Below are 23,084 nucleotides of genomic sequence, written 5' to 3' on the forward strand. Positions count from 1 at the left end.
GGGGGCCAACTCGAGAACCTCTGCCACGCCAGTTGGACACGTCTCCCCCCACCGAGGTTGTACGTGCCGGGCAGGACATTTGCGCCATGTGACACGTCCGGCAACGTTCTCGCGGCAGGCGGCACAACCGAATGCGCCTTGTATGCCCTCATACGTCCCGCTCATCCCCTATGCCTGAATCGCCGGAACGTCCCCACGTCCCGCAGCGTCCCCACGCCCCCCGAAGGGCGACCGCAAAGACGCTCCCCGCCCTTCGCGCGGTTGCACGGGACGGGGAGGCACATCATCAGCCGCCGAACGGCATGGATCAAGTGGCCAAGCCCGTCGGCCGGACCATGATTCTCCCACGGATCCTGCCAACGGACAGGCCCCTGGCCACGGGATTTCCGGCGGCGGCCCCCTCACACGACAGGAGTCACGGCGCCTCGGCCGCCACCAGCTCCGCGATCTGCGCCATGTTGAGCGCCGCGCCCTTGCGCAGGTTGTCACCGCAGACGAAGAGCTCCAGCGCCGTCGGATCGTCCAGCGCCCGGCGCACCCGCCCGACCCACGTCGGATCGGTGCCCACCACATCGGCGGGCGTGGGGAACTCGCCCGCGGCCGGGTCGTCGTACAGCACCACGCCGGGCGCGGTGGCCAGGATCTCCCGCGCCCTGCCGACCGTGACCTCGTCCTCGAAGCGGGCGTGCACGGTCAGGGAGTGCGTGGTGACCACCGGGACGCGCACGCAGGTCACGGCGACCGGCAGCCGCGGCAGCTCGAGCACCTTGCGGGACTCCTCCCGCAGCTTCATCTCCTCCGACGACCAGCCCTCGTCGCACAGCGACCCGGCCCACGGCACAACGTTCAGCGCCACCGGCTCCGGGAACGGACCGGTGTCGTCCCCGACGGCCCGCCGCACGTCACCGGGGCTGGTCCCCAGGTCCGTGCCCGCCACCAGGGACAGCTGCCGGCGCAGCGTCTCCACGCCCTCGTCCCCGGCCCCGCTCACCGCCTGGTACGAGGAGAGGACCAGCTCGCGCAGGCCGAACTCGGCGTGCAGCGCGCCCAGCGCCACGATCATGGACAGGGTGGTGCAGTGGGGGTTGGAGACGATCCCGCGCGGGCGCCGCCGCACCGCGTGCGGGTTGACCTCGGGCACCACGAGCGGCACGTCCGGGTCCGTACGGAAGGCGCCCGAGTTGTCGACCACCACCGCGCCGCGGGCGGCGGCGAGCGGCGCCCAGTGCGCGGTGGCCTCGTCGGGCAGGTCGAACAGGGCGATGTCCACCCCGTCGAAGGCGTCCTCGGCGAGCGCGGCCACCTCGACCTCCTCGCCGCGCACCGTCAGCCTGCGGCCGACCGCGCGCTCGGGCTCCCCGCCGCCCGCACCGGGGCGGGGACCCGGAGGTGAGCCCGCGGGAGCGGCGAGCAGGCGGATGTCACCCCAGATGTCCGCGCGCTGGGACAGGATCCGGAGCAGCACCGTGCCGACGGCTCCGGTCGCTCCCACGACCGCGAGCGTCGGTCGGTCACTCATCGCCCGGTGCCTCCGTAGACGACGGCCTCGTCGCTGTCGGAGTCGAGCCCGAAGGCGCTGTGCACGGCGCGCACGGCCCCCGGCACGTCGTCCTGGCGGGTGACGACCGAGATACGGATCTCGGAGGTCGAGATCAGCTCGATGTTCACGCCCGCGTCGGACAGCGCGGTGAAGAAGTCTGCGGTGACCCCGGGGTTGGTCTTCATACCCGCGCCGACCAGGGAGATCTTGCCGATCTGGTCGTCGTAGCGCAGGGAGTCGAAGCCGATGCCGGACCGGTTCTTCTCCAGCGCGTCGATGGCCTTGCGGCCCTCGGCCTTCGGCAGCGTGAAGGAGATGTCCGTCAGGCCGGTGGCGGCGGCGGACACGTTCTGCACGACCATGTCGATGTTGATCTCGGCGTCGGCGATCGTCCGGAAGATGGAGGCCGCCTCGCCGGGCTTGTCGGGCACGCCCACGACCGTGATCTTGGCCTCGGAGGTGTCGTGTGCGACACCGGAGATGATGGCCTGCTCCACCTTCTTGTCCCCTTGCTGAATCGGCTCGCTGCTGACCCACGTGCCCTGCAGCCCGCTGAAGGAGGAGCGGACGTGGATCGGGATGTTGTACCGGCGCGCGTACTCCACACAGCGGTGGAGCAGCACCTTGGAGCCGGACGCCGCCAGCTCCAGCATGTCCTCGAAGGAGATCCAGTCGATCTTCCGGGCCTTCGCCACCACCCGCGGGTCGGCGGTGAACACCCCGTCGACGTCGGTGTAGATCTCGCACACCTCGGCGTCGAGGGCGGCCGCGAGCGCGACGGCGGTGGTGTCGGACCCGCCACGCCCCAGCGTGGTGATGTCCTTGCCCGCCTGGCTGACGCCCTGGAAGCCGGCGACGATGGCGATGTTGCCCTCGTCCAGCGCGGTCCGGATACGGCCTGGCGTGACGTCGATGATCCGGGCTTTGTTGTGCACCGAGTCGGTGATGACGCCTGCCTGGCTGCCGGTGAACGACTGGGCCTTGTGGCCCAGGTTTTTGATCGCCATGGCCAGCAGGGCCATGGAGATCCGCTCTCCGGCGGTCAGCAGCATGTCGAGCTCGCGCCCGGCAGGCATCGGGGAAACCTGCTCGGCGAGATCGATCAGCTCGTCCGTCGTGTCGCCCATCGCGGAAACCACGACAACCACGTCGTTGCCGTTCTTCTTGGCTTCCACGATTCGCTTGGCGACGCGCTTGATGCCCTCGGCATCGGCTACGGAGGAGCCTCCGTACTTCTGCACGACAAGGCCCACGTGCGCTCCTCGCTCAGTCCGTGTCCATCGCACTCACGCAAGATGCGGTGCGGTCGGCTCAGTCTATCGAGCGTCCGAATTTCCCTTTCGCGATATCGCATGGTGAGATACCCGGCGCCCGTCGGTCAGAACGGCTCATGCCCAAGGAGTGGAACACCACTCGGAAAAGTGCGCCGGGTCACACCCGAAGGTCAACGCGCCCGGCGCAGTCCCAGCGGGTCCGCGATCTCCTGTGCCATGACCTTGCCGGCCTCGAACTCCAGGGTCTCGTCGCCCATGCCCTGGTCGGTGTCCAGGCCGTCCAGCTCCTCCAGGGGCTGGTTGAGGCGGACGTGGGCGACCAGGGACTGGAGGGCGCGCAGGGTGGCGGAGGCCGTGGAGCCCCAGTTGGAGAAGTAGGAGAACTGCCACCACCACAGGGCCTCGGTGGTGCGGCCCGCGCGGTAGTGGGCCATGCCGTGGCGCAGATCGGCCATGACGTCCGCCAGGTCGTCCGAGATGCGGGCGGGCACGGGTGCCCGGCGCGGCTCGTAGGGGTCGAAGACCTCGGAGTAGACGTCGATCGGCTCCAGCAGACGCGCGAGGTTCTCGCGGAGCTGGTCCACGTCCTGCTCCGGACCGGGGTCGGGTTCGTAGCGCTCGTCGGGGACGATGTCCTCGTGCGCGCCGAGCCTGCCGCCGGCCAGCATCAGCTGGGAGACCTCCAGCAGCAGGAAGGGCACCGCCGAGTCCGGCTCGTCGCCCTTGGCGATCTCGGTGACCGCGACCAGGAAGCTCTCCACCTGGTCGGCGATCTGGACCGCGAAGTCGTCCGGGTTCTGGCTGGTGGCGTGCAGCGTGGCGTCAGACATCTAGGAGTCGTCTCCCCTCGAAGGCGCGGCCGAGGGTGACCTCGTCCGCGTATTCCAGGTCTCCGCCCACCGGGAGGCCGCTGGCCAGGCGGGTGACCTTCAGACCCATGGGCTTGATCATGCGGGCGAGGTACGTCGCCGTCGCCTCGCCTTCGAGATTCGGGTCCGTGGCCAGGATCAGCTCGGTGACCGTGCCGTCCGCAAGACGGGCCAGAAGTTCCCGGATCCGCAGGTCGTCCGGGCCGACGCCCTCGATGGGGCTGATCGCCCCGCCGAGGACGTGATAACGGCCGCGGAACTCGCGGGTGCGCTCGATGGCGACGACGTCCTTCGGCTCCTCGACCACGCAGATGACCGAGAGGTCGCGGCGGCTGTCGCGGCAGATCCCGCACAGCTCCTCCTGCGCGACGTTGCCGCAGGTCGCGCAGAAGCGGACCTTCGCCTTCACCTCGAGCAGGGCCTGGGCGAGCCGCCGTACGTCCGCCGGTTCCGCCTGAAGGATGTGGAAGGCGATCCGCTGCGCGCTCTTGGGACCGACGCCGGGCAGCCGCCCGAGCTCGTCGATGAGGTCCTGGACCACGCCTTCGTACAACGGACTGCCGTCCTTCCTGGGTCGCTTCGGTACGTACGGTAGTTGCCCGGTGCCCGCCTCAGAAAGGCAGCCCCGGGATTCCGCTGCCGCCGCCGAGGCCCTGGGCCAGCGGGCCGAGCTTCTGCTGCTGGAGGGCCTGGGCGTTGTCATTGGCCGCCTGGACGGCGGCGACGACCAGGTCGGCGAGGGTCTCGGTGTCCTCCGGGTCCACCGCCTTGGGGTCGATCTTCAGCGCGCGCAGCTCGCCGGCGCCGGTGACGGTGGCCTTCACCAGACCGCCGCCCGCCTGCCCCTCGACCTCGGTCCGCGCCAGTTCCTCCTGGGCCCGCTGAAGGTCCTGCTGCATCTTCTGGGCCTGCTGGAGCAGCTGCTGCATGTTGGGCTGGCCACCACCGGGAATCACGATCAGCTCCTGCTTTCGTACGGCTGTCCGGGCGGGGGACCGATGCACCGGTTTCCCGCTGGCACGAGCCTACGTGGTCCGGGCAGGCAGCGCCCCGCCACTCTTTCGAGTGAGTCTTGGATGAGCCCTATACCTGATCAAGGCCCTCTTACGGGCGGAAAAGCCGTGCTTTCCGGCGCCTCGCCACCCATTGGGGGGTAGGAAGGGGTCCGGCGTGTCAGCCAGCGTCACGGATCGTGATCAGTAGGGAGTGCCGGGTGGGTCAGCCGGAGATGCAGCCCGAGCGTCCGCCGCAGGACGGGCGGAGTGACGGGGCGGCCGGGCTGCGGCCGGGCGATCTGACCGGGCGGCCGTTCCCGCTCGGCGACTGGGGCGAGCCGGCGCAGCGGCTGGACGAGCTGTACCGCTGGGTGGAGCGGGGGGCGCTGCAGACCGTGGCCTGGTATCTCGGGGAGCGCGTGTGGAAGCGGCGCGGGGCGCGTGCGCTGCGGATCGGGGCCGCGGCGGGGGCGGTGACCGGGGCGGCGCTGCCCCTGCTCGATCTGACCGGGGCGGCCGACGGGGTGGCGCCGTGGGGGTATGTGGCGCTGCTGCTGGGCGTGGCGTGCGTCGGGATCGACCGGTACTTCGGGGTGACGGCCGGGTGGATGCGGGACGTGGCGACCGCGCAGGCCGTGCAGCGCCGGTTGCAGGCGTTGCAGTTCGACTGGGCGTCGGAGAACGTGCGGGAGGTCCTGGGCCCGGCGGAGGGAACGGCCGGTGAGGCCGCCGAGCGGTGCCTGGGGGTGCTGCGGCGGTTCTCGGAGGACGTGACCGAGCTGGTGCGCTCGGAGACGGCCGACTGGATGGTGGAGTTCCGCATCGGCTCGGCGCCGGTGGACCTTCAGGCGGTGGGGCCGGGGGCCGCCGGGCGGTCCGAGATGGGCGCCGGGCACGGGCGCCTGCCGCTGCCACCGGGCGCCGCACGGCCGAACATGCCACGGCAGCGGCCACCGGAGCCGCGCTGACGCCGGTGCCCGGTGGCGCCGACGCCGGTCACTGCCTGGTGTACGTCAGCTTCTCCCCGCTGCCGGCGTTCACGCGCTGGAGCCTGCCGTCCGGCAGCAGGGTGACCTCCGTGGCCGCGCCCGGGCTGCACCCCTCGCTCTGCCGCCCGCTCGTGACGACGGAGGGGCCGATCTCCAGTGGGCCCCCGTCGCTCGGCCGCCGGACGAGCCGGGCCTCGAACACGCAGTGGTAGGTGCTCCCGCTGTCGGTGGGGCCGTCGGCGACGAGAGTGAGCACGGTGTCGCCCACGTTGCCCTGGGTGAGGGTGAGCCGGCGGCTGTTCGCGCCGTAGGCGTTGTCGATCGTCGCCGTCCAGCTGCCGAGGTAGCCGGTCGGGACCACGCCGTCGGTCGGGGACGGGGACGGGGACTTCGGCTGCGAGGCCGCCGGGGACGGGTCGGAGCCGTCGGGGCCGGTGGCGTCGTGCGTGGCGGGCGCGCTGACGGCCGGCGTGGCGCCGGACCCGCCGCCCTTGTCGTCGCTGCCGCCGCCGCGCATCAGGACGTACACGGAACCGCCCGCGCCGAGCGCCACCACCAGGGCCACCGCGACCAGCGCCGCGGTGGACCGGCCGCTGCGGCGCGGCTCCCGCTCCGGGAGCGGGTTCGGGCCGTACGGCGGGGTCGGGCCGTACGGCGGGGTCGAGCCGATCGGGGGCGGACCGTACGGCGTGGTCGGGCCCAGGCCGCCGTACGGGTGATGCCCGGGCGGCGCGCCCCAGGCGCCGGGCTGCTGCGGGTAACCGTAGGCGGCGGGCTGCGGGTGCTGCTGGGGGTAGCCGTACGGCCCGGGAGCGGGCGCCGGGCCCGGCGCCGGCGCCTGCCCCGCGATCATGGTGGGCAGGTGATCCACCGGGGTGTGCCCCCCACCAACGGGCTGTCCGGGCGGCGGCGGCACGGAGGCGTCGGAGACCGGCGCGTGCTCGGGCGAGCCGTACGACTGCGCCCCGGCCGGCGGCTGCCAACCGCCCCCAGCGGCCCCGGTCCCGGCGGCAGGCACCCCCGACGCGGCTCCGGGCACTCCCGGTTTCCCGGATCCCCCGACCGCCTCCTGGTTCCCGGCCGCGTCAACAGCCACCCCGGAAAAACCCCCAGCCCCGCCTGGATCCCCAGCGGTACCCGGCGCTCCCGGGGCACCAGGCACACCCGGCGCGGCCCCCGAGGCTCCGGGCGGGCCCTGGGGGCCGGGCAGGCCGGTCGGTGGGTCCGCGTCGAGGGCCTCGGGGGCGGTGCCCGCCGCGTCTCGTGGGGGCTCCGGGCTCTCCGCTTCCAGAAGCTGGACCGCGTGGCGGCCGAGCTGGGCGACCAGGGCGCCGGGCAGCCACGGATCGCGCAGGCGGCCGTCGGCGACCGTGTCCTCGGCGCCGGTGCGCCGGATGATCTCGTCCACGGTGGGACGGGCCGCCGGGTCCTTCCTCAGGCAGGCGCGGACGAGGTCGGCGACGCCCTCGGGCAGCGCCCCGAGGTCGGGTTCCTTCTCGGCGATGCGGTACATCAGCGCGTGCACTCCGCTGTCGGTGCCGCCGAACGGAAGCGCCCCGGTCGCCGCGTACGCGAGGACCGACCCCAGGCAGAAGACGTCGCACGCGGTCGTGACCCGGTCGCCGCGCACCTGCTCGGGCGCCATGAACCCGGGCGAGCCCACCAGCGCGCCGGTCCGGGTGAGCCCGCCGTCCGTGACGGTCTGAAGGGCCCGGGCGATGCCGAAGTCGATGACGCGCGGCCCGTCGATCGTGACCAGCACGTTGGAGGGCTTGAGGTCGCGGTGGATCAGGCCGGCGGCGTGGATGTCCTTCAGCGCGCCCGCCAGCCCGGCCGCGAGGATCCGCACCGACCGCTCGGGCAGCGGGCCGTGGTCGTGCCCGACGACCCGTTGCAGGCTCGGCCCGGCCACGTACCCGGTGGCCAGCCACGGCACGGCGGCCTCGGTGTCCGCGTCCAGCACGGGCGCGGTCCAGTACCCGCCGACCTGCCGCGCGGCCCGCACCTCCTGCCGGAACCGCGCCCGGAACTCCTCCTGCTGCGCCAGCTCCCGCCGCACCAGCTTCACGGCGACGGTGCGCCCCCGGTCCGACCGGGCCAGGAACACCTGCCCCATGCCGCCGGCCCCGAGCCGCGCCAGCAGTCGGTACGCCCCGATCTCCTGTGGATCGCCAGCCCCCAGCCTCTCCATGGCAGAGCCGCCTCCCCCCGTATCCCCCGATACGCCCCTGTGCGTCAGACCGAGAATAGTGCGGCGTCCCCGCCCCCCGGGCGGCCCCGGTGTCTACGGTTCCGTAACAGGTCCGCCCCGCCCCGTAAGCCGCCCTCCCGGCGACCCGCCGCTCCCGCCGCCCGCCGCTCCCGTCGGCCTGCCCCTCCCGTTGGCCTGCCCCTCCCGACAACCTGTCGTTAAAACCCCCGGTCCACAGACAGGGCGCCGATGTCGCGCCCCCGCCCGGGCCGTTTACGCTCGGCCGCATGACCCCTCAGCCGAATCCCGAAGCCGGCGCAGTCGTCAAGGCCGCGGACCGGGCGCACGTGTTCCACTCCTGGTCCGCCCAGGACCTCATCGACCCGCCGGCCGTGGCCGGTGCCGAAGGGTCGTACTTCTGGGACTACGACGGCAAGCGCTTCCTGGACTTCACCAGTGGGCTCGTCTTCACCAACATCGGCTATCAGCACCCCAAGGTCGTCGCCGCGATACAGGAGCAGGCCGCCACCCTGGCCACGTTCGCGCCGGCGTTCGCCGTCGAGGCCCGGTCCGAGGCGGCGCGGCTGATCGCCGAGCGGACCCCCGGCGACCTGGACAAGATCTTCTTCACCAACGGCGGCGCCGACGCCGTCGAGCACGCGGTGCGCATGGCGCGGCTGCACACCGGGCGGCCCAAGGTGCTCTCGGCGTACCGCTCGTACCACGGCGGCACGCAGCAGGCCGTCAACATCACCGGCGACCCGCGGCGCTGGCCGTCGGACACCGGCTCGGCGGGGGTCGTGCGCTTCTGGGCGCCCTTCCTCTACCGCTCCCGCTTCTACGCCGAGACCGAGGAGCAGGAGTGCGCGCGGGCGCTGGAGCACCTGGAGGCGACGATCGCCTTCGAGGGCCCTGCGACCATCGCCGCGATCATCCTGGAGACCATCCCCGGAACCGCCGGGATCATGGTGCCCCCGCCCGGCTATCTGGCCGGGGTGCGCGAGCTGTGCGACAAGTACGGGATCGTCTTCATCCTGGACGAGGTCATGGCCGGCTTCGGGCGGACCGGTGAGTGGTTCGCGGCGGACCTCTTCGACGTCGTGCCGGACCTGATGACCTTCGCCAAGGGCGTGAACTCCGGATACGTGCCGCTGGGCGGCGTCGCCATCTCCGGGAAGATCGCGGAGACCTTCGGCAAGCGGGCCTACCCCGGCGGTCTGACGTACTCCGGGCACCCGCTGGCGTGCGCGGCGGCCGTCGCGACGATCAACGTGATGGCCGAGGAGGGCGTCGTCGAGAACGCCAAGCGGCTCGGCGCCGAGGTCGTGGAGCCGGGGCTGCGCGAGCTGGCCGAGCGGCACCCGAGCGTCGGCGACGTGCGCGGCGTCGGCATGTTCTGGGCCCTGGAGCTGGTGAGGAACCGCGAGACCCGTGAGCCGCTGGTGCCCTACAACGCGGCCGGTGAGGCGAACGCCCCCATGGCCGCCTTCGGCGCCGCCGCGAAGGCGAACGGCCTGTGGCCCTTCATCAACATGAACCGCACGCACGTCGTCCCGCCGTGCAACGCGAGCGAGGCCGAACTGAAGGAGGGCCTGGCGGCGCTCGACGCCGCGCTGGCGGTGGCCGACGAGCACACCGCGTAGCGGCGCGGGCCCCGGCGAGCCGGATTCGGAGGCATCCCGAACGCGTAAGGTGGCGTGCTCGTAGACATGGACGTACGAGTACGCCACCCGCACGCGCAAGGAGACGCCCCGACCATGCCCGGCATCAGCGGCACCGGCGCCGTGACGCGCAGCACCCTGCGGCAGCAGATCGCGGACGCGCTCCGGGACGAGGTGCTGGCCGGGCGGCTCCAGCCGGGGCAGGAGTTCACGGTCAAGGAGATCGCCGAGCAGTACGGGGTGTCCGCGACCCCGGTGCGCGAGGCACTCGTCGACCTGTCCGCGCAGGGCCTGCTGGAGGCCGACCAGCACCGCGGCTTCCACGTGCGCGAATACTCGCTGCACGACCTCCACGACATGATCAAGGCCCGTGCCCTGGTCACCGACGGCATGTTCCAGGCCGCCCAGTCGGCGCCGCGGGGCTTCCCCCGGCCCGACGACCCGCGTGTCAGGACCACGCTCACCGGGGTGCGCCGGCGCGGCGAGGAGGCGCAGCGCGCCGCCACCGCCGGTGACCTGACCGTCCTGATCGGCTACGACCTGCGCTTCTGGCGGGAGCTCGGCGCTCTGTTCGGCAACCCCTACCTCTCCGACTTCCTGAACCGGCTGCGCGTGCAGTTCTGGGTGTGCGCGGTGCAGCACCTGCGCCGCCGCGGCGATCTGCGCGGCCTGCTGTGGTCCGCCCACACCGAACTCGTCGACGCCCTGGCAAGAGGCGACACCCCGGCGGCCCGCGCGATCGTCGCCGCGTACAACGCGCACGACCTCGCCCTCGTCGAGCGCCTGGCCACCGCATGAGCGGGACCGCCACCGAGGCCGTCGACCTGTCCGTCGTCATCCCGGCCTACAACGAGGAACGGCGGCTCGGCCCCACCCTCGACGCGGTCACGGCGTACCTGACCGACCACGAGGACCGTTTCGGGGCATGGGAGGTCGTCGTCGCCGACGACGGATCCACCGACGGCACCGGCGGCCTCGTCACGGACCGCCGTGACCCGCGCGTCCGGCTCGTCGCCGGCGACCGCAACCGCGGCAAGGGCCACGCCCTGCGCCTGGGGGTGGCCGCCACCCGCGGCCACCGGGTGCTGGTCACCGACGCCGACCTCGCCGCCCCCATCGAGGAGCTGGAACAGCTCGACAAGGCGCTCGGAGAGGGCGGCACGGCCGCGATCGGCTCCCGCTCGGTGCCGGGCGCGACGATAGCCAGGCGCCAGCACCGGGTGCGCGAACTGCTGGGCCGTGCCGGGAACTTCCTGATACGGGGCATCGCGGTGCCTGGCATCCGCGACACCCAGTGCGGCTTCAAACTCTTCGAGGGCGAGAGGGCCCGCGAGGCGTTCGCCGCCTCCCGGCTGAGCGGCTGGGGCATCGACGTGGAGGTCCTCCAGCACTTCCGCCGCCAGGACTGGCCGGTGGCCGAGGTGCCGGTCCGCTGGTCGCACCAGAGCGGTTCGAAGGTCGGCCCGCTGGACTACCTCACGGTCCTCGCCGAACTGGGCCGCCTCAAGGCCCGTTCCGTCCGCCCGGCCGACCTGTTCGCCATCGCGCTCTTCCTGCTGATGGCGGTCACCCTCTACTCGGGCCGCCTCTTCGACCCCGGCCACCGCTACCTCCCCGACTCCCTCCAGGACCAGAACCAGTGGGAGTGGTTCTTCGCGGTCACCGCCGACAACGTCGCCCACCTGCGCAACCCCCTGTTCACCGATCTGCAGGGCTTCCCCGACGGCGTGAACCTCATGGCCAACACGGTCATGCTGGGCATGTCCGTCCCCTTCGCCCCCCTCACGCTGGCCTTCGGCCCGGCGGTCTCGCTCAGCGTCTGCATGGCGCTGGGGCTCGCGGCCACCGCGGCCGCCTGGTACTGGCTGATCGTCAGGCGGGTGGTACGGCACCGGGGCGCGGCCTTCACCGGCGCCTGCCTGGCCGCCTTCGCCCCGCCGATGGTCAGCCACGCCAACGCGCACCCGAACTTCGTGGTCCTGTTCATGATCCCGCTGATCGTCGACCGGGCGCTGCGCCTGGCCGAGGGTGCCCGGGTGCGGCGGGACGGGATCGTGCTCGGGCTGATGACGGCGTACCAGATCTTCCTCGGCGAGGAGCCGCTGCTGCTCGCCGCGATCGGCATGGCCCTGTTCGCCGCCGCCTACGGGCTCGTCCGCAGGGAGGTCGCGCGGGCGGCCTGGCGGCCCCTGCTGAAGGGCCTGCTGATCGCGGCGGCGGTGTGCCTGCCCCTCGTCGCCTATCCGCTGTACTGGCAGTTCGCGGGCCCGCAGAGCTACCAGAGCGTGCTGCACGGCGACAACGCCGGCAACAGCCCGCTCGCCCTGATCTCCTTCGCCGAGCGCTCCCTGTTCGCGGGCGACGCGGCGAAGGCGAACTCCCTCTCCCTGAACCCCACCGAGCAGAACGCCTTCTACGGCTGGCCGCTGCTCCTGCTCGCCTTCGGGATCGCCGTACGGCTGTGGGAGCACGCGCTGGTGAAGGCGCTGGCGGTCACGGCAGCCGGAGCGGCCCTGCTGTCCCTGGGCCCGAAGTTCCGCATCCCGCTGACCGACACGGTCTACCCCGGGCCGTGGGCGCCGCTCGCCCACCTGCCGCTGTTCGAGTCGGTCATCGAGGGGCGCGTGGCGATGATCTGCGCGCCGGCGCTGGGCATGCTGCTGGCCCTCGCCGTCGCCAGGATCACGGCGACCCGCCGCCTCGGCACGCTCTACGGCGGCCTGCTGGCGGTCTGTCTCGCGCTGCTGCCGCTGGTCCCGGCGCCGCTGAAGGCCGTGGACCGCGCCCCGGTGCCGGATTTCATCACGGCCGGCCTGTGGAAGCCCTACGTCCGCGACGGCGAGACCCTGGTGTCGGTACCGCTGCCCGACCCGAGCAACGCGGAGGCCCTGCACTGGCAGACCGCGGCCCACCTCGGCTTCAAGCTGCCCGGCGGCTACTTCAACGGCCCCTACGGCCCCGACCGCGTCGGCATCTACGGCGCCTCCCCGCGCCGCACCTCCGACCTGCTGCGGGACGTGAGCTACACCGGGTCCGTACCGGCCATCGGCGAGGACTGGCGGGCCCAGGCGCGGCAGGACTTCGCCCACTGGCACGCGGGCGTCCTGGTGCTGGCACCCCAGCCGCAGGAGGACCCGCTGCGGGAGGCGGTGACGAAGCTGGTGGGCCGTCCGGGCACGTGGACCGGCGGGGTGTGGGTATGGGACCTGCACGAGGGGAGCTGAGCGGTTGACCACCGGCTACGCTTCTACACTCTTCGACCACCGAACACGCTGGAAGCCCTGCCCTCCCCGAGGAGCCCTCTTTGGCCTGTGACCTGTGGCTGGTACCGCTCGTCGACGTGTTGTGCCACACCCCCGACAACCCGTTCGCCGAGGAACTCGCGCAGTACAACAAGGTGCTCGCCGAAAACGGGCTTCCACCGGTGCCGGTGTACCAGTACATGCCCGGCCTGTCCGGGGAGGTGGCGCCGGTGGCGGGCTTCGACTACGACGCGCTGCACTTCCTGCGCCGCGCCTACCTCCTCCAGGTCTGCGGCCTGCCGCTGACCCCGGTCGGTGAACTGGGCGGCGACTACGAGCAGTTGCTGGAGATGTTCGAGTCGACGGCCCAGCAGTCCCACCTGGTCTGGCACTTCGACCACGCCGGCGCCTACGTCCCGGTGGACTTCCCACATCCCCTGTCCAACGAGGAACTCCTGGCCGGCGGCGGCCCGTTGGGCTCGTCGCAGACCCTGCTGCGCGAGCTGGAGCACGTCGCCCCGTCCCTGGGCATCGACCCGGCCAACCCCCCGGCCGCCCCCGACCCCCCGCTCGGCCCCACGGAACTGGAACAGCCGGCCGCCCCCGGGCCCTACGACCCCAGCCCCTTCGCCCGCGAACGCCACGTCTGGCTGAGCCTCCACGCGGCAGCGACCCGAAGCCTGGCCCAGGGCTCGATGATCGTCTTCAGCTGACGGGATATCCGTGCCACGTCCCTTGTGACGTCAGGTCCATCTCGAGGTGCCCGAAGTGGGCCCTGCGTCGCACTCGTCTGAGTTATGGCGGTCCTGAGTACAGGTCAGGGGCGATGTGGGATGTGAGGGGGCTGGGGGGCGTAGTCGAGTGCCCAGGCCATTGCACTGGTCATGATGTCTCCCGCGGCCCAGCGCTGGCTCAGGACACGTGTCACGAAGGTGTCGGGGCTTGAGTTGATGTGAGGCATGCAGCGGTGTCCGTGTGTGGGGATGTGGACGCCGGCGGAGACCGGTCTGCCCAGGATCTCCTTGCCCCACGGGGCGAGCTCATCGGTCTTGTGTTTGCGCCGCCGTATTGCCATGGACCGGCAGTGAATCACCTCGACCAGCCGACGCCAACTGGTGGTCGTGCAGGGCGGCCGGTGCGGTTCACCGCACCGGCCGCCCTGGCAAATCTCCCGGAGGGGCGAGCGTCAGAGGAACGAGTTGATCTCGATCGTCTCGTCGCGGCCCGGGCCCACGCCGATCGCGGAGATCGGGGCGCCGGACATGTCCTCCAGGGCCTTGACGTAGGCCTGGGCGTTCTTCGGGAGGTCCGCGAAGGTCTTGGCCTTCGTGATGTCCTCCTGCCAGCCGGGGAGGTACTCGTAGACGGGCTTCGCGTGGTGGAAGTCGGTCTGGGAGTACGGGAGTTCCTCGACGCGCTCACCGTCGATCTCGTAGGCGACGCAGACCGGGATCTGCTCCCAGCCGGACAGCACGTCGAGCTTGGTGAGGAAGAAGTCGGTCAGGCCGTTCACACGGGTGGCGTAGCGGGCGATCACCGCGTCGAACCAGCCGCAGCGGCGGTCGCGGCCCGTCGTCACGCCCCGCTCGCCGCCGATCCGGCGCAGCGCCTCGCCGTCCTCGTCGAACAGCTCGGTCGGGAAGGGGCCGGAGCCGACGCGGGTGGTGTAGGCCTTGAGGATGCCGATGACGCGGCTGATCTTCGTGGGGCCGACGCCGGCGCCCGTGCAGGCACCGCCCGCGGTCGGGTTGGAGGAGGTGACGAAGGGGTACGTGCCGTGGTCGATGTCCAGCAGCGTGCCCTGGCCGCCCTCGAAGAGGACCACCTTGTCGTCTTCCAGCGCCTGGTTGAGGATCAGGACCGTGTCGGCGACGTACGGCTTGATCTGGTCGGCGTAGCCCAGCAGCTCCTCGACCACCTGGTTCACGGCGATCGCGCGCCGGTTGTACAGCTTGGTGAGGATCTGGTTCTTGGCGTCGAGGGCCGCCTCCACCTTCTGGGTGAGGATCGACTCGTCGTACAGGTCCTGCACCCGGATGCCGACGCGGTTGATCTTGTCCGCGTAGGTCGGGCCGATGCCCCGGCCCGTGGTGCCGATCTTCCGCTTGCCGAGGAAGCGCTCCGTCACCTTGTCGACGGTGACGTTGTACGGCGTGATGACATGTGCGTTGCCGCTGACCAGCAACTTGGACGTGTCGACGCCGCGCTCGTTCAGACCGCTCAGCTCGGAGAGCAGGACCGACGGGTCGACGACCACACCGTTACCGATGACAGGCGTGCAACCAGGGGAGAGGATTCCGGAAGGGAGGAGGTGCAGTGCATACTTCTGGTCACCGACGACGACGGTGTGGCCGGCGTTATTACCACCTTGGTATCGCACTACATAGTCCACCGAGCCACCGAGCAGGTCGGTGGCCTTCCCCTTGCCCTCGTCACCCCACTGAGCACCGAGCAGCACAAGTGCGGGCACGCGCGTACACCCCTTCCGGGCGGGGCATGTCCAGGGTCAGGGGCGTACGCGGAGGGTTGACCGCCGCGTGCACCGCGACCGTCGTCGGCCGCTCAACCGTCGGACCGGATGCCCCGGAATAGACGAAGCCCCCGGCGCAATAGCGCAAAGGGGCTCTTGCACAAAGATGCTACCCGAGGAAGCGAGGCAGGACCGAGGTGGCGACTTATCCGACGTCCGATCAGCTGCTGGTGGTCATCGACCCGGTCGCCCGGAGGACGGACGGGGAGTCCGTACGGATCGCGAAAGACGTGCTCAGCGCGGGTGCGGCCGCCAAGGTGTGCCTGCCGGACGGTCCCGAGGAGTTCACCCGCGCGCTGGCGCGGCGCGGCTCGCGGCGGCCGGTGGTGGTCGGCGACGACCGGGCGCTGCTGCGGGCGGTGTCGGCGCTGCACCGACAGCGGGAGCTGGCCGCGTGCGCGCTGTCCGTGGTGCCGGTCGGGGGCACCCTGTCGCTGGCCCGTTCGCTGGGGGTGCCGTCGGGGCCGGTGGCGGCGGCACGCGCGGTCCTCGAGGGCGCCGAGCGGCGGCTGGACCTGCTCGTCGACGACAGCGACGGGGTGGTGCTGGGCACGCTCCGCATCCCGCCGGTCTCTCCCCGTCAGCAGGATCCGGCAGGCCCCGAAGCGGTCCCGTCCGGAGCGGGGCATCCGTGGCTGCGGACCTGCCAGTCCCTCGTACGGACGCTGGTGACCCGGCCGCCGAGGGCCGCGGCGGCCGCCGGTGCCGGCCCCTCCCGGCTGCGGGTGGAGGTCGACGGGGAGACGGTCGTGGACCTGGAGCAGCCGGTGGAGGCGGTCTCGGTCACGCCGGGCGGCGGCACGGGGAAGGCCGAGGTGGAGGTGCGGCCGCTGTCGGTGGGCGCGGAGGCCTCGCCGCTGCTGGCCCGAGGGCGCACGGTGACCGTCTCGGGGGCCGGCTTCCGCTACCGGGCGGACGCGGTGGTGTCGGGGCCGGTGCGGACACGGACGTGGCGGGTCGTGGAGGGGGCCTGGGGGCTGACGCTGCCGGTGACGGGGTGAGCCGGCCGGAGCCGGGCGCCGTCCGGTCGCGTCACCCGCGGAGGTTCTCCTCCCGGTACCGGCGCCAGCGCTCCAGTATTCCGGCGATGTCCTGCTCGATGAACTCGAAGAAGGCCAGCGTGTCGGCGAGCCGACGGCCCGCGGGGGTCTCGGCCCCCAGGCTGGCCACGCCTTCGCGCAGGGCGTCCTCCCACCGCTTGATGATCGCGTCACGGCTGGTGAGCGCCTCGTACCACTGATCGTTGTGGACCCGGTAGCGCTCCCGCCGCGAGCCGGGCTCCCGCTCGCGGGAGACCAGGTGCACCTGGGCGAGGTAGCGCACCGCGCCGGAGACGGCCGCGGGGCTGATCCTCAGCCGGTCGCCGAGTTCGGCGGAGGTCAGGGCGCCGGCGTCGGAGGCGAGCAGCGCGGCGAAGACCCGGGCCGGCATGCGCGGCACGCCCGCCTCGACGAGCTGGGCCGCGAAGTGCTCCACGAACTGCGACACCACCTCGGGGTCCCGCTCCACCGCCGCTTCCCGTTCCGTCATCCCGGCCCTCTCCCCTGCTCCGCCTGTTCGGACGCCACCATCGAGTCTAACCTTGCTTTTATACGCTTCCTTAACTTCACAAATTTGTGAAGTGCGCGTACGTTCCAAAGCATGACCAAGGCAAACTGCGCCGTCGAGGTGTCCGGCCTGCACAAGTCGTTCGGCTCCACGCGAGCCCTGGACGGCCTCGACCTGAACGTCGCCGCCGGCGAGGTGCACGGCTTCCTCGGCCCCAACGGCGCCGGCAAGTCCACCACCATCCGGGTCCTGCTCGGCCTGCTGCGCGCCGACGCGGGCGCCACGCGGGTGCTGGGCCGCGACCCCTGGGCGGACGCGGTCGAGGTGCACCGCCGGATCGCCTACGTGCCCGGCGACGTGACCCTGTGGCGGAACCTCTCCGGAGGAGAGGTCATCGACCTGTACGGCAGGCTGCGCGGAGGCCTCGACCGGCGGCGTCGGGAGGAGCTGGTCGAGCGCTTCGAGCTGGACCCGGCCAAGAAGGGGCGGACGTACTCCAAGGGCAACCGGCAGAAGGTCGCCCTGGTCGCCGCCTTCGCCTCCGACGTCGACCTGCTGATCCTGGACGAGCCGACCTCGGGCCTGGACCCGCTGATGGAGGAGGTCTTCCAGCGGTGCGTGGCCGAGGAGCGCGACCGAGGCCGCACCGTCCTGCTCTCCTCCCACATCCTCAGCGAGGTCGAGGAGCTGTGCGACCGGGTGAGCATCATCCGCAAGGGCCGCACCGTGGAGAGCGGGTCGCTGGCCGACCTGCGCCACCTCACCCGCACCAGCGTCACCGCCGAACTGGCCGGCCCGCCGAACGGGCTCGCCCACCTGCCCGGCGTCCACGACCTCGACGTCCAGGGCAACCGCGTCCGTCTCCAGGTGGACACCGACAAGCTGAACGCGGTGCTGCGCTCGCTCAGCGAGTCGGGCGTGCGGTCGCTGACCTCGACCCCGCCCACGCTGGAGGAGCTGTTCCTGCGGCACTACCAGGACGAGGACGAGGCCGAGGCCGGGACGGGCTTCGGGACGGACGCGGAAGCCGCGGAGGTGGCGCGATGACCGCCGCCGTCGCCACGCCCGCCGCCTTGCCCGCCGGCCGCTCCCGCAACCTGGCCGGCACCGGCACCCTGCTGCGGTTCGCCCTGCGCCGCGACCGCGTGATGATCCCGGTGTGGATCGCAGTGAACGCGCTGATGGTCCTCAGCATGCCGAACACGCTGAAGGGTCTGTACGCCACCCCGGCCGAACGCGCCGACCTGGTGCGCCAGATGACGACGAACGCCTCCCTGCGCGCCATGGTGGGGCCGGTGTTCGGCGACTCGCTGGGCGCGCTGACGGCCTGGCGGGTGGGGGTGTTCGCGGGTGCGCTCGCCGCCGTCATGAGCCTGCTCGTCGTCATCCGGCACACCCGGGACGAGGAGGAGAGCGGACGGCAGGAACTGGTGTCGTCCGGGATGGTGGGCCGCCGGGCCCCGCTGACGGCCGCGCTGCTGGCCGCGGCGGTCGCGAACGCGGTCCTGGCGCTGCTGGTCACGGCCGGTCTCGCCGGGCAGGGCGCCGCCGGTGCCCTGGCCTTCGGGCTCGGGACGGCGGGCGTGGGCATGGTCTTCGCCACGATGGCGGCGATCGTCGCCCAGTTCACCGAGAGCGCCCGGCTGGCCCGGGGCCTGACGTCCGCCGTCCTGGGCGCCGCCTTCGCGCTGCGGGCCGCGGGCGACTCGGGGACGGACGACGGCTCGTCCGTGCTGACCTGGCTGTCCCCGCTGGGCTGGCTGGAGGACCTGCGTTCCTTCGCCGCCGAGCGCTGGTGGGTGCTGCTGCTGTTCGCGGCGGCGACGGCCCTCCAGGCGGGCACCGCCTACCAGCTCGCCGGACGCCGGGACATCGGCATGAGCTTCCTGCCCACCCGGCCGGGACCGGCCCGGGGCCGCCTCGCCACGGCGGGCGCGCTGGCCTGGCGGCTGCAACGCGGCAGCGTGCTCGGCTGGAGCATCGGCTTCTTCGTCGCCGGAGTCGTCTACGGCGGGCTGGCGGACGGTGCGGCCGAGCTCGTCGGCGACAACGCCAAGGCGCGGGAGATCTTCGAGCGAATGGGCGGGCAGTCCGGCATGACGGACGCCTTCCTCGCCGCGATCACCGGGATGCTGGGCATGGTCGCCGCGCTCTACGTCGTGGCGTCCGTGCTGCGCCTGAACGGCGAGGAGACCTCCGGGCGCGCCGAGCCGGTGCTGGCGGGCGCGGTGGGCCGGCTGCGCTGGGCCGCCGGGCATCTGCTGATCGCCTTCGGCGGCTCCGCCCTGCTCATGCTCCTGGCGGGGCTGGGCATCGCGGCCGGCCACGGCAAGCAGGTCGGGCCGGTACTCGGCGCGTGCCTCGTGCAGGTGGCCGGGGTGTGGGTGATCGGCGGCGTCGCCGTCCTGCTCTACGGCGTCCTGCCGCGGGGTGCCGTGGCCGCGTGGGGCGTGGCCGGAGCGGTGCTGCTGATCGGCTGGATCGGCCCCGCGCTGAACGTCCCCCAGCTGGTGCTGGACCTCTCCCCCTTCGGCCATCTGCCGAAGCTGCCGGGCGGGCGGATGGAGTGGGGGCCGGTCGGCGTCCTGCTCGCGCTCGCGGTGCTCCTGGTGGCCGGAGGGCTGGCGGGTCTGCGCAGGCGGGACATCAGCGGCGGCTGAGCCTCCGGCTCAGTCGCGGCCCACCGGGGCGAGCACGGCGTCGGGCCGTGCTCGCCCGTTCCGGTACGCCTCAACCTTCAGCCCCTGACCAGTGGTGCTGAGCGTGAGATCCGGGCGCGGGCGTCAGCCCACCGTCACGCTCAGCCCCTCCAGTCCGCGGATCACGAAGTTCGGCTTTCGCTGTGGTTCGGCGGCCAGGGTGAGGGTGGGGGCCTGGTCCAGGAGGGCGGCCATGGAGGCAGCGAGCTCGATACGGGCCAGGGGGGCGCCGATGCAGTAGTGGATGCCCGCGCTGAAGGAGATGTGCGGGTTGTCCCGGCGGGTGAGGTCCAGGCGCCCGGGGTCGGTGAAGACCGCCGGGTCGTGGTTGGCCGAGCCGAAGAGCATGGCGATCTCCGCACCCCTCGGGATCGTGGTGCCGGCTATCTCGATCTCGTCCAGCACCCAGCGCTCGAAGAGCTGGAGCGGGGTGTCGTAGCGCATCAGCTCCTCGATCGCGGAGGGGATCAGGGAGTGGTCCGCGCGCAGGGCCGCCAGCTGCTCCGGGTTGCGGAACAGCGCCCACCAGCCGTTGACCGTGGCGTTCACCGTGGCCTCGTGGCCGGCGTTGAGGAGCAGCACGGCCGTGGAGATCATCTCCTGCTCGGTCAGCCGGTCGCCCTCGTCGTGCGCGGCGATCAGCCCCGAGATCAGGTCCTCGCCCGGCTCCTTGCGGCGGGCCGCGATCAGCTCGCGCAGGTAGTCGGAGAACTCGACCGACGCCCGCACCGCCTTCTGCGCCGTCTCCCCGGACGGGTTCAGCTCGTACATCCCGCAGATGTCCGCCGACCAGGGCCGCAACGGGGCCCGGTCGGACTCGGGGATGCCCAGCATCTCGGCGATCACGGCGACCGGCAGCGGTTCGGCCACGTCCCTCAACAGGTCGCCGCCGCCCGCCTCCACCAGGGCGGAGACCAGCTCGTTCGCCAGGCCGTGCACGTACGGCTTCAGCCGCTCCACCGTGCGCGGGGTGAACGCCTTCGACACCAGGCGCCGGATCCTGGTGTGGTCCGGCGGCTCCAGGTCGAGCATCCCGTGGTCGTTGAGGACGTGGAACGGCTCGTGCTCCGGCGGGGGCGGCGTGCGGCCGAAGTCCTCGTGCGTGAACCGGTGCTGGTACGTCCGGCCCAGCCGCCGGTCCCGCAGCAGCGCCGAGACGTCCGCGTGGTGCGGCACCAGCCACTGGTCGGTGGGCTCGTAGTGGAGCACCCGGCCCCGCGCGCGCAGCTCGGCGTAGGCCGGGTAGGGGTCGGCGAGGAACGCCGGGTCCCACGGGTCGAAGGCGAGGCCGGAAAGAGCGGACATGCCCGGACGTTAGCCCGGCCACCCCCGATCCGACCAGGGGGTCCGGCCAAGGGTGTCGGTCACAGACGTCGCACGGCGTCCCGGTCCGGTGACGGCCCGGGGCGGCTCACCCCGGCGTGACGAGTCTGGCCTCGTAGGCGAACACCGCCGCCTGGGTGCGGTCCCGCAGGCCCAACTTGACCAGGACGCGGCTGACATGGGTCTTGACGGTCGACTCGGCGACCACCAGCCGCTCGGCTATCTCCCCGTTGGACAGGCCCTGTGCGATCAGTACCAGCACCTCCGTCTCCCGCTCGGTCAGCTCCCCGTACGCCGCGTGCGCGGTGGCCGCCAGCCGCGGGGGCTCGGTCAGCTTCGAGAACTCCGTGATCAGCCGTCTGGTGACCGAGGGGGCGAGCAGCGCCTCGCCGGCCGCGACCACTCGCACCCCGTCGGCGAGCTGCCGTGCCGAGGCGTCCTTGAGCAGGAACCCGGAGGCACCGGCCCGCAGCGCCTGGTACACGTACTCGTCCAGGTCGAACGTGGTCAGCACCAGCACCTTCGCCGTGCCGTCCGCGGCGACGATCTCGCGGGTCGCCTCGATGCCGTTCAGCTCCGGCATGCGGATGTCCATCAGTACGACGTCCGGGGCCAGTTCGCGTACCCGCTCCACCGCGTCGCGGCCGTTGACGGCCTCGCCGACGACCTCGATGTCCGGCATCGCGTTCAACAGGACCGAGAAGCCCTCGCGCACCATCATCTGGTCGTCCGCGACCAGCACCCGGATCGTGCCCGCCCTCATGCGCCGGCCTCGTCGTCGTCCGTGTGCTCGGCCACCGCGGCGACCGGCAGGAACACCGCCACCTCGTACCCGCCGTCGTCGACCGGGCCCGCCGTCATCTCGCCGCCGAGCATCGACACCCGCTCCCGCATGCCCGTGATGCCGTGCCCGGATCCGGGCGAGGGCTTGAGCAGGGACGGCCCCGGCGGCGGGCCGTTGACGATGCGCAGGGCCAGCCCGCCGAGGACGTAGCCGATCTCGACGCGGGCGCTCGCGCCGGGCGCGTGCCGCAGGGCGTTGCTCAGCGCCTCCTGGACGATCCGGTACGCCGACAGCTCGACGCCCTGCGGGAGTTCGCGCACCGCGCCCATCGTCACCCTCTCCACCGTCAGCCCGGCCTCCCGCACGTTCGCCAGCAGGGTGCCGAGGTCGGCGAGGGTGGGCTGCGGGGCCTCCGGGGCCTCGTAGTCCTCCGCGCGGACGACGCCGAGGACGCGGCGCAGCTCGGTGAGGGCCGCCACCGCGTTCTCCCGGATCGTGGCAAAGGCCTTCTCCAGCTCCGGCGGCGGGTTCTGCACCCGGTAGGGGGCGGCCTCGGCCTGGATGGCGACGACGGACATGTGGTGGGCCACGACGTCGTGCAGCTCGCGGGCGATCGTGGTGCGCTCCTCCAGCAGGGTGCGGCGGGAGCGCTCGTGCTCGGTCACCGTCTGCTGGGCGGTCACCTCCTGCTCGGCGTCCTTGCGTATGTGCCAGACCGTGACGGCGAGGAGGACGAGCGCGGAGAGGACCAGCAGGGGCGCCGAGTTGTTGCCGTAGGCGTATCCGAACAGCGCGTCGGCGATCACGGAGGAGAACGCGGTGGCCGCCCACATCCATGCCGCGGTGCGCGGCCGGGTGCGTATCGCCACCACCGTGAGCACCGTCAGGTGCGCGATGTAACTGCCGGGCTGCCACGGATAGCTCGCATGGATACCGGCGAGCCACGACGAGACCAAGGCCGCCATCAGGGAGACCCAGAACGCTCCGACCGGGCGGGTCAGGGTGAGCAGCACCGGGGCGAGGGCCAGCAGACCCGTCATCGGGGCCGCCCCGCCGTCCATGCCGCTCGTCCAGCCGGCGAACAGCGCCAGCAGGCCGGCCGCCACCACCACGGCGTGCCGCCTCCAGGCCGCGTACGGACGCAGGCGGCCGGGCAGCCGCCGGACCAGCGGGCCGTCGACACCCACGGGTCGCAGCGGACGGTAGGCGAAGGCGTCATGGAACAGGCCCTGCCGCAGCCCGCGCAGAACCTTCTCGGCGAGCCTGTACTCCGGGCTGCGCTGCTTGTACGGACTGAAGGCGCCGTCCGGCGGCGTCGCTTGCGTCTGCGTCGTCTCGGTCACGCTGAAAACGGTAGGCGCAGGCGGCGGCCGCGGTCGTCCCCTTCGAGGGGGTCCTTCGCGATCCGTCTCAAGTACTACGGGTATCGCCCTGATGCC

Annotated in this window: 19 protein-coding genes; 8 read left to right on the forward strand and 11 right to left on the reverse strand. The window is 72.3% G+C overall.

Features of this window, described 5'->3' with window-relative positions:
• Positions 1-415 precede the first annotated feature (415 nt).
• The 5 genes from ACIHCX_RS17165 to ACIHCX_RS17185 all read right to left on the reverse strand — a co-directional run bounded on the left by ACIHCX_RS17165 (position 416) and on the right by ACIHCX_RS17185 (position 4,639).
• Positions 416-1,519 carry an aspartate-semialdehyde dehydrogenase gene (locus ACIHCX_RS17165; RefSeq protein WP_400030109.1) on the reverse strand — a complete coding sequence of 368 codons (1,104 nt, stop codon included), beginning with the start codon at positions 1,517-1,519 and terminating at the stop codon, positions 416-418.
• Complete coding sequence (locus ACIHCX_RS17170) at positions 1,516-2,793, reverse strand: aspartate kinase (RefSeq protein ID WP_400030111.1); 1,278 nt, start codon at positions 2,791-2,793, stop codon at positions 1,516-1,518. Before ACIHCX_RS17170 ends, ACIHCX_RS17165 begins: the two co-directional genes overlap by 4 nt.
• 191 nt (positions 2,794-2,984) lie before the next feature.
• A complete protein-coding gene (locus ACIHCX_RS17175; protein WP_400030113.1) occupies positions 2,985-3,644 on the reverse strand; it encodes a DUF5063 domain-containing protein in 660 nt (219 codons plus the stop codon).
• A complete protein-coding gene (gene recR / locus ACIHCX_RS17180) occupies positions 3,637-4,236 on the reverse strand; it encodes a recombination mediator RecR (protein WP_100568436.1) in 600 nt (199 codons plus the stop codon). The genes ACIHCX_RS17175 and recR overlap by 8 nt, the downstream gene beginning before the upstream one ends.
• Positions 4,237-4,294: 58 nt before the next feature.
• Positions 4,295-4,639 (reverse strand): YbaB/EbfC family nucleoid-associated protein, encoded by a 345-nt coding sequence (locus tag ACIHCX_RS17185; RefSeq protein ID WP_400030116.1) that lies wholly within the window; start codon positions 4,637-4,639, stop codon positions 4,295-4,297.
• Between the two features lie 257 nt (positions 4,640-4,896).
• Here ACIHCX_RS17185 and ACIHCX_RS17190 point away from each other — a divergent pair, with 257 nt between their 5' ends.
• Positions 4,897-5,646, forward strand: coding sequence for an SLATT domain-containing protein (locus ACIHCX_RS17190; protein ID WP_400030118.1), 750 nt, complete (start codon positions 4,897-4,899; stop codon positions 5,644-5,646).
• 28 nt (positions 5,647-5,674) lie between these two features.
• Here ACIHCX_RS17190 and ACIHCX_RS17195 read toward each other — a convergent pair whose 3' ends face one another.
• On the reverse strand, positions 5,675-7,858 hold the full coding sequence (locus tag ACIHCX_RS17195; RefSeq protein WP_400030120.1) for a serine/threonine-protein kinase: 2,184 nt from the start codon (positions 7,856-7,858) through the stop codon (positions 5,675-5,677).
• 287 nt (positions 7,859-8,145) lie between these two features.
• Between ACIHCX_RS17195 and ACIHCX_RS17200 the strand changes: the two genes are divergently transcribed.
• The 4 genes from ACIHCX_RS17200 to ACIHCX_RS17215 all read left to right on the forward strand — a co-directional run bounded on the left by ACIHCX_RS17200 (position 8,146) and on the right by ACIHCX_RS17215 (position 13,474).
• Positions 8,146-9,501, forward strand: a complete 1,356-nt coding sequence (locus tag ACIHCX_RS17200) for an aspartate aminotransferase family protein (RefSeq protein ID WP_400030122.1) — start codon at positions 8,146-8,148, stop codon at positions 9,499-9,501.
• Between the two features lie 114 nt (positions 9,502-9,615).
• Positions 9,616-10,317, forward strand: coding sequence for a GntR family transcriptional regulator (locus tag ACIHCX_RS17205; RefSeq protein ID WP_400030124.1), 702 nt, complete (start codon positions 9,616-9,618; stop codon positions 10,315-10,317).
• Entirely contained in the window at positions 10,314-12,743 is a 2,430-nt protein-coding gene (locus tag ACIHCX_RS17210; protein WP_400030126.1) for a glycosyltransferase, read from the forward strand. The genes ACIHCX_RS17205 and ACIHCX_RS17210 overlap by 4 nt, the downstream gene beginning before the upstream one ends.
• Positions 12,744-12,823: 80 nt before the next feature.
• Entirely contained in the window at positions 12,824-13,474 is a 651-nt protein-coding gene (locus tag ACIHCX_RS17215; RefSeq protein WP_400030128.1) for a hypothetical protein, read from the forward strand.
• A 473-nt stretch (positions 13,475-13,947) separates the two neighbouring features.
• On the opposite strand, the gene ACIHCX_RS17220 is transcribed toward ACIHCX_RS17215, so the two are convergent.
• Positions 13,948-15,231, reverse strand: a complete 1,284-nt coding sequence (locus ACIHCX_RS17220; protein WP_400030130.1) for an adenylosuccinate synthase — start codon at positions 15,229-15,231, stop codon at positions 13,948-13,950.
• A 197-nt stretch (positions 15,232-15,428) separates the two neighbouring features.
• On the opposite strand from ACIHCX_RS17220, the gene ACIHCX_RS17225 reads away from it, so the two are divergent.
• On the forward strand, positions 15,429-16,292 hold the full coding sequence (locus tag ACIHCX_RS17225; RefSeq protein WP_400030132.1) for a diacylglycerol kinase family protein: 864 nt from the start codon (positions 15,429-15,431) through the stop codon (positions 16,290-16,292).
• 31 nt (positions 16,293-16,323) lie between these two features.
• Here the strand turns inward: ACIHCX_RS17225 and ACIHCX_RS17230 are convergent, their stop codons facing one another.
• Positions 16,324-16,821: a GbsR/MarR family transcriptional regulator gene (locus ACIHCX_RS17230; RefSeq protein ID WP_400030134.1), complete on the reverse strand. Its 498-nt coding sequence runs from the start codon at positions 16,819-16,821 to the stop codon at positions 16,324-16,326.
• Between the two features lie 111 nt (positions 16,822-16,932).
• Between ACIHCX_RS17230 and ACIHCX_RS17235 the strand changes: the two genes are divergently transcribed.
• Both ACIHCX_RS17235 and ACIHCX_RS17240 read left to right on the forward strand, forming a co-directional pair.
• On the forward strand, positions 16,933-17,886 hold the full coding sequence (locus ACIHCX_RS17235; protein ID WP_400030136.1) for an ATP-binding cassette domain-containing protein: 954 nt from the start codon (positions 16,933-16,935) through the stop codon (positions 17,884-17,886).
• A complete protein-coding gene (locus tag ACIHCX_RS17240) occupies positions 17,883-19,499 on the forward strand; it encodes an ABC transporter permease (RefSeq protein WP_400030138.1) in 1,617 nt (538 codons plus the stop codon). The genes ACIHCX_RS17235 and ACIHCX_RS17240 overlap by 4 nt, the downstream gene beginning before the upstream one ends.
• A gap of 123 nt (positions 19,500-19,622) precedes the next feature.
• Here the strand turns inward: ACIHCX_RS17240 and ACIHCX_RS17245 are convergent, their stop codons facing one another.
• The 3 genes from ACIHCX_RS17245 to ACIHCX_RS17255 form a co-directional block, all read right to left on the reverse strand.
• The gene (locus ACIHCX_RS17245) at positions 19,623-20,843 is read right to left on the reverse strand and encodes a cytochrome P450 (RefSeq protein ID WP_400030140.1); all 1,221 of its coding nucleotides are present in this window, start codon (positions 20,841-20,843) and stop codon (positions 19,623-19,625) included.
• Between the two features lie 106 nt (positions 20,844-20,949).
• Positions 20,950-21,624, reverse strand: coding sequence for a response regulator (locus ACIHCX_RS17250; RefSeq protein ID WP_400030142.1), 675 nt, complete (start codon positions 21,622-21,624; stop codon positions 20,950-20,952).
• Positions 21,621-22,988, reverse strand: a complete 1,368-nt coding sequence (locus ACIHCX_RS17255) for a sensor histidine kinase (RefSeq protein ID WP_400030144.1) — start codon at positions 22,986-22,988, stop codon at positions 21,621-21,623. The genes ACIHCX_RS17250 and ACIHCX_RS17255 overlap by 4 nt, the downstream gene beginning before the upstream one ends.
• Between the last annotated feature and the right edge of the window lie 96 nt (positions 22,989-23,084).

It is taken from the genome of Streptomyces sp. NPDC052043 (assembly GCF_044548235.1).
Classification (GTDB): domain Bacteria; phylum Actinomycetota; class Actinomycetes; order Streptomycetales; family Streptomycetaceae; genus Streptomyces.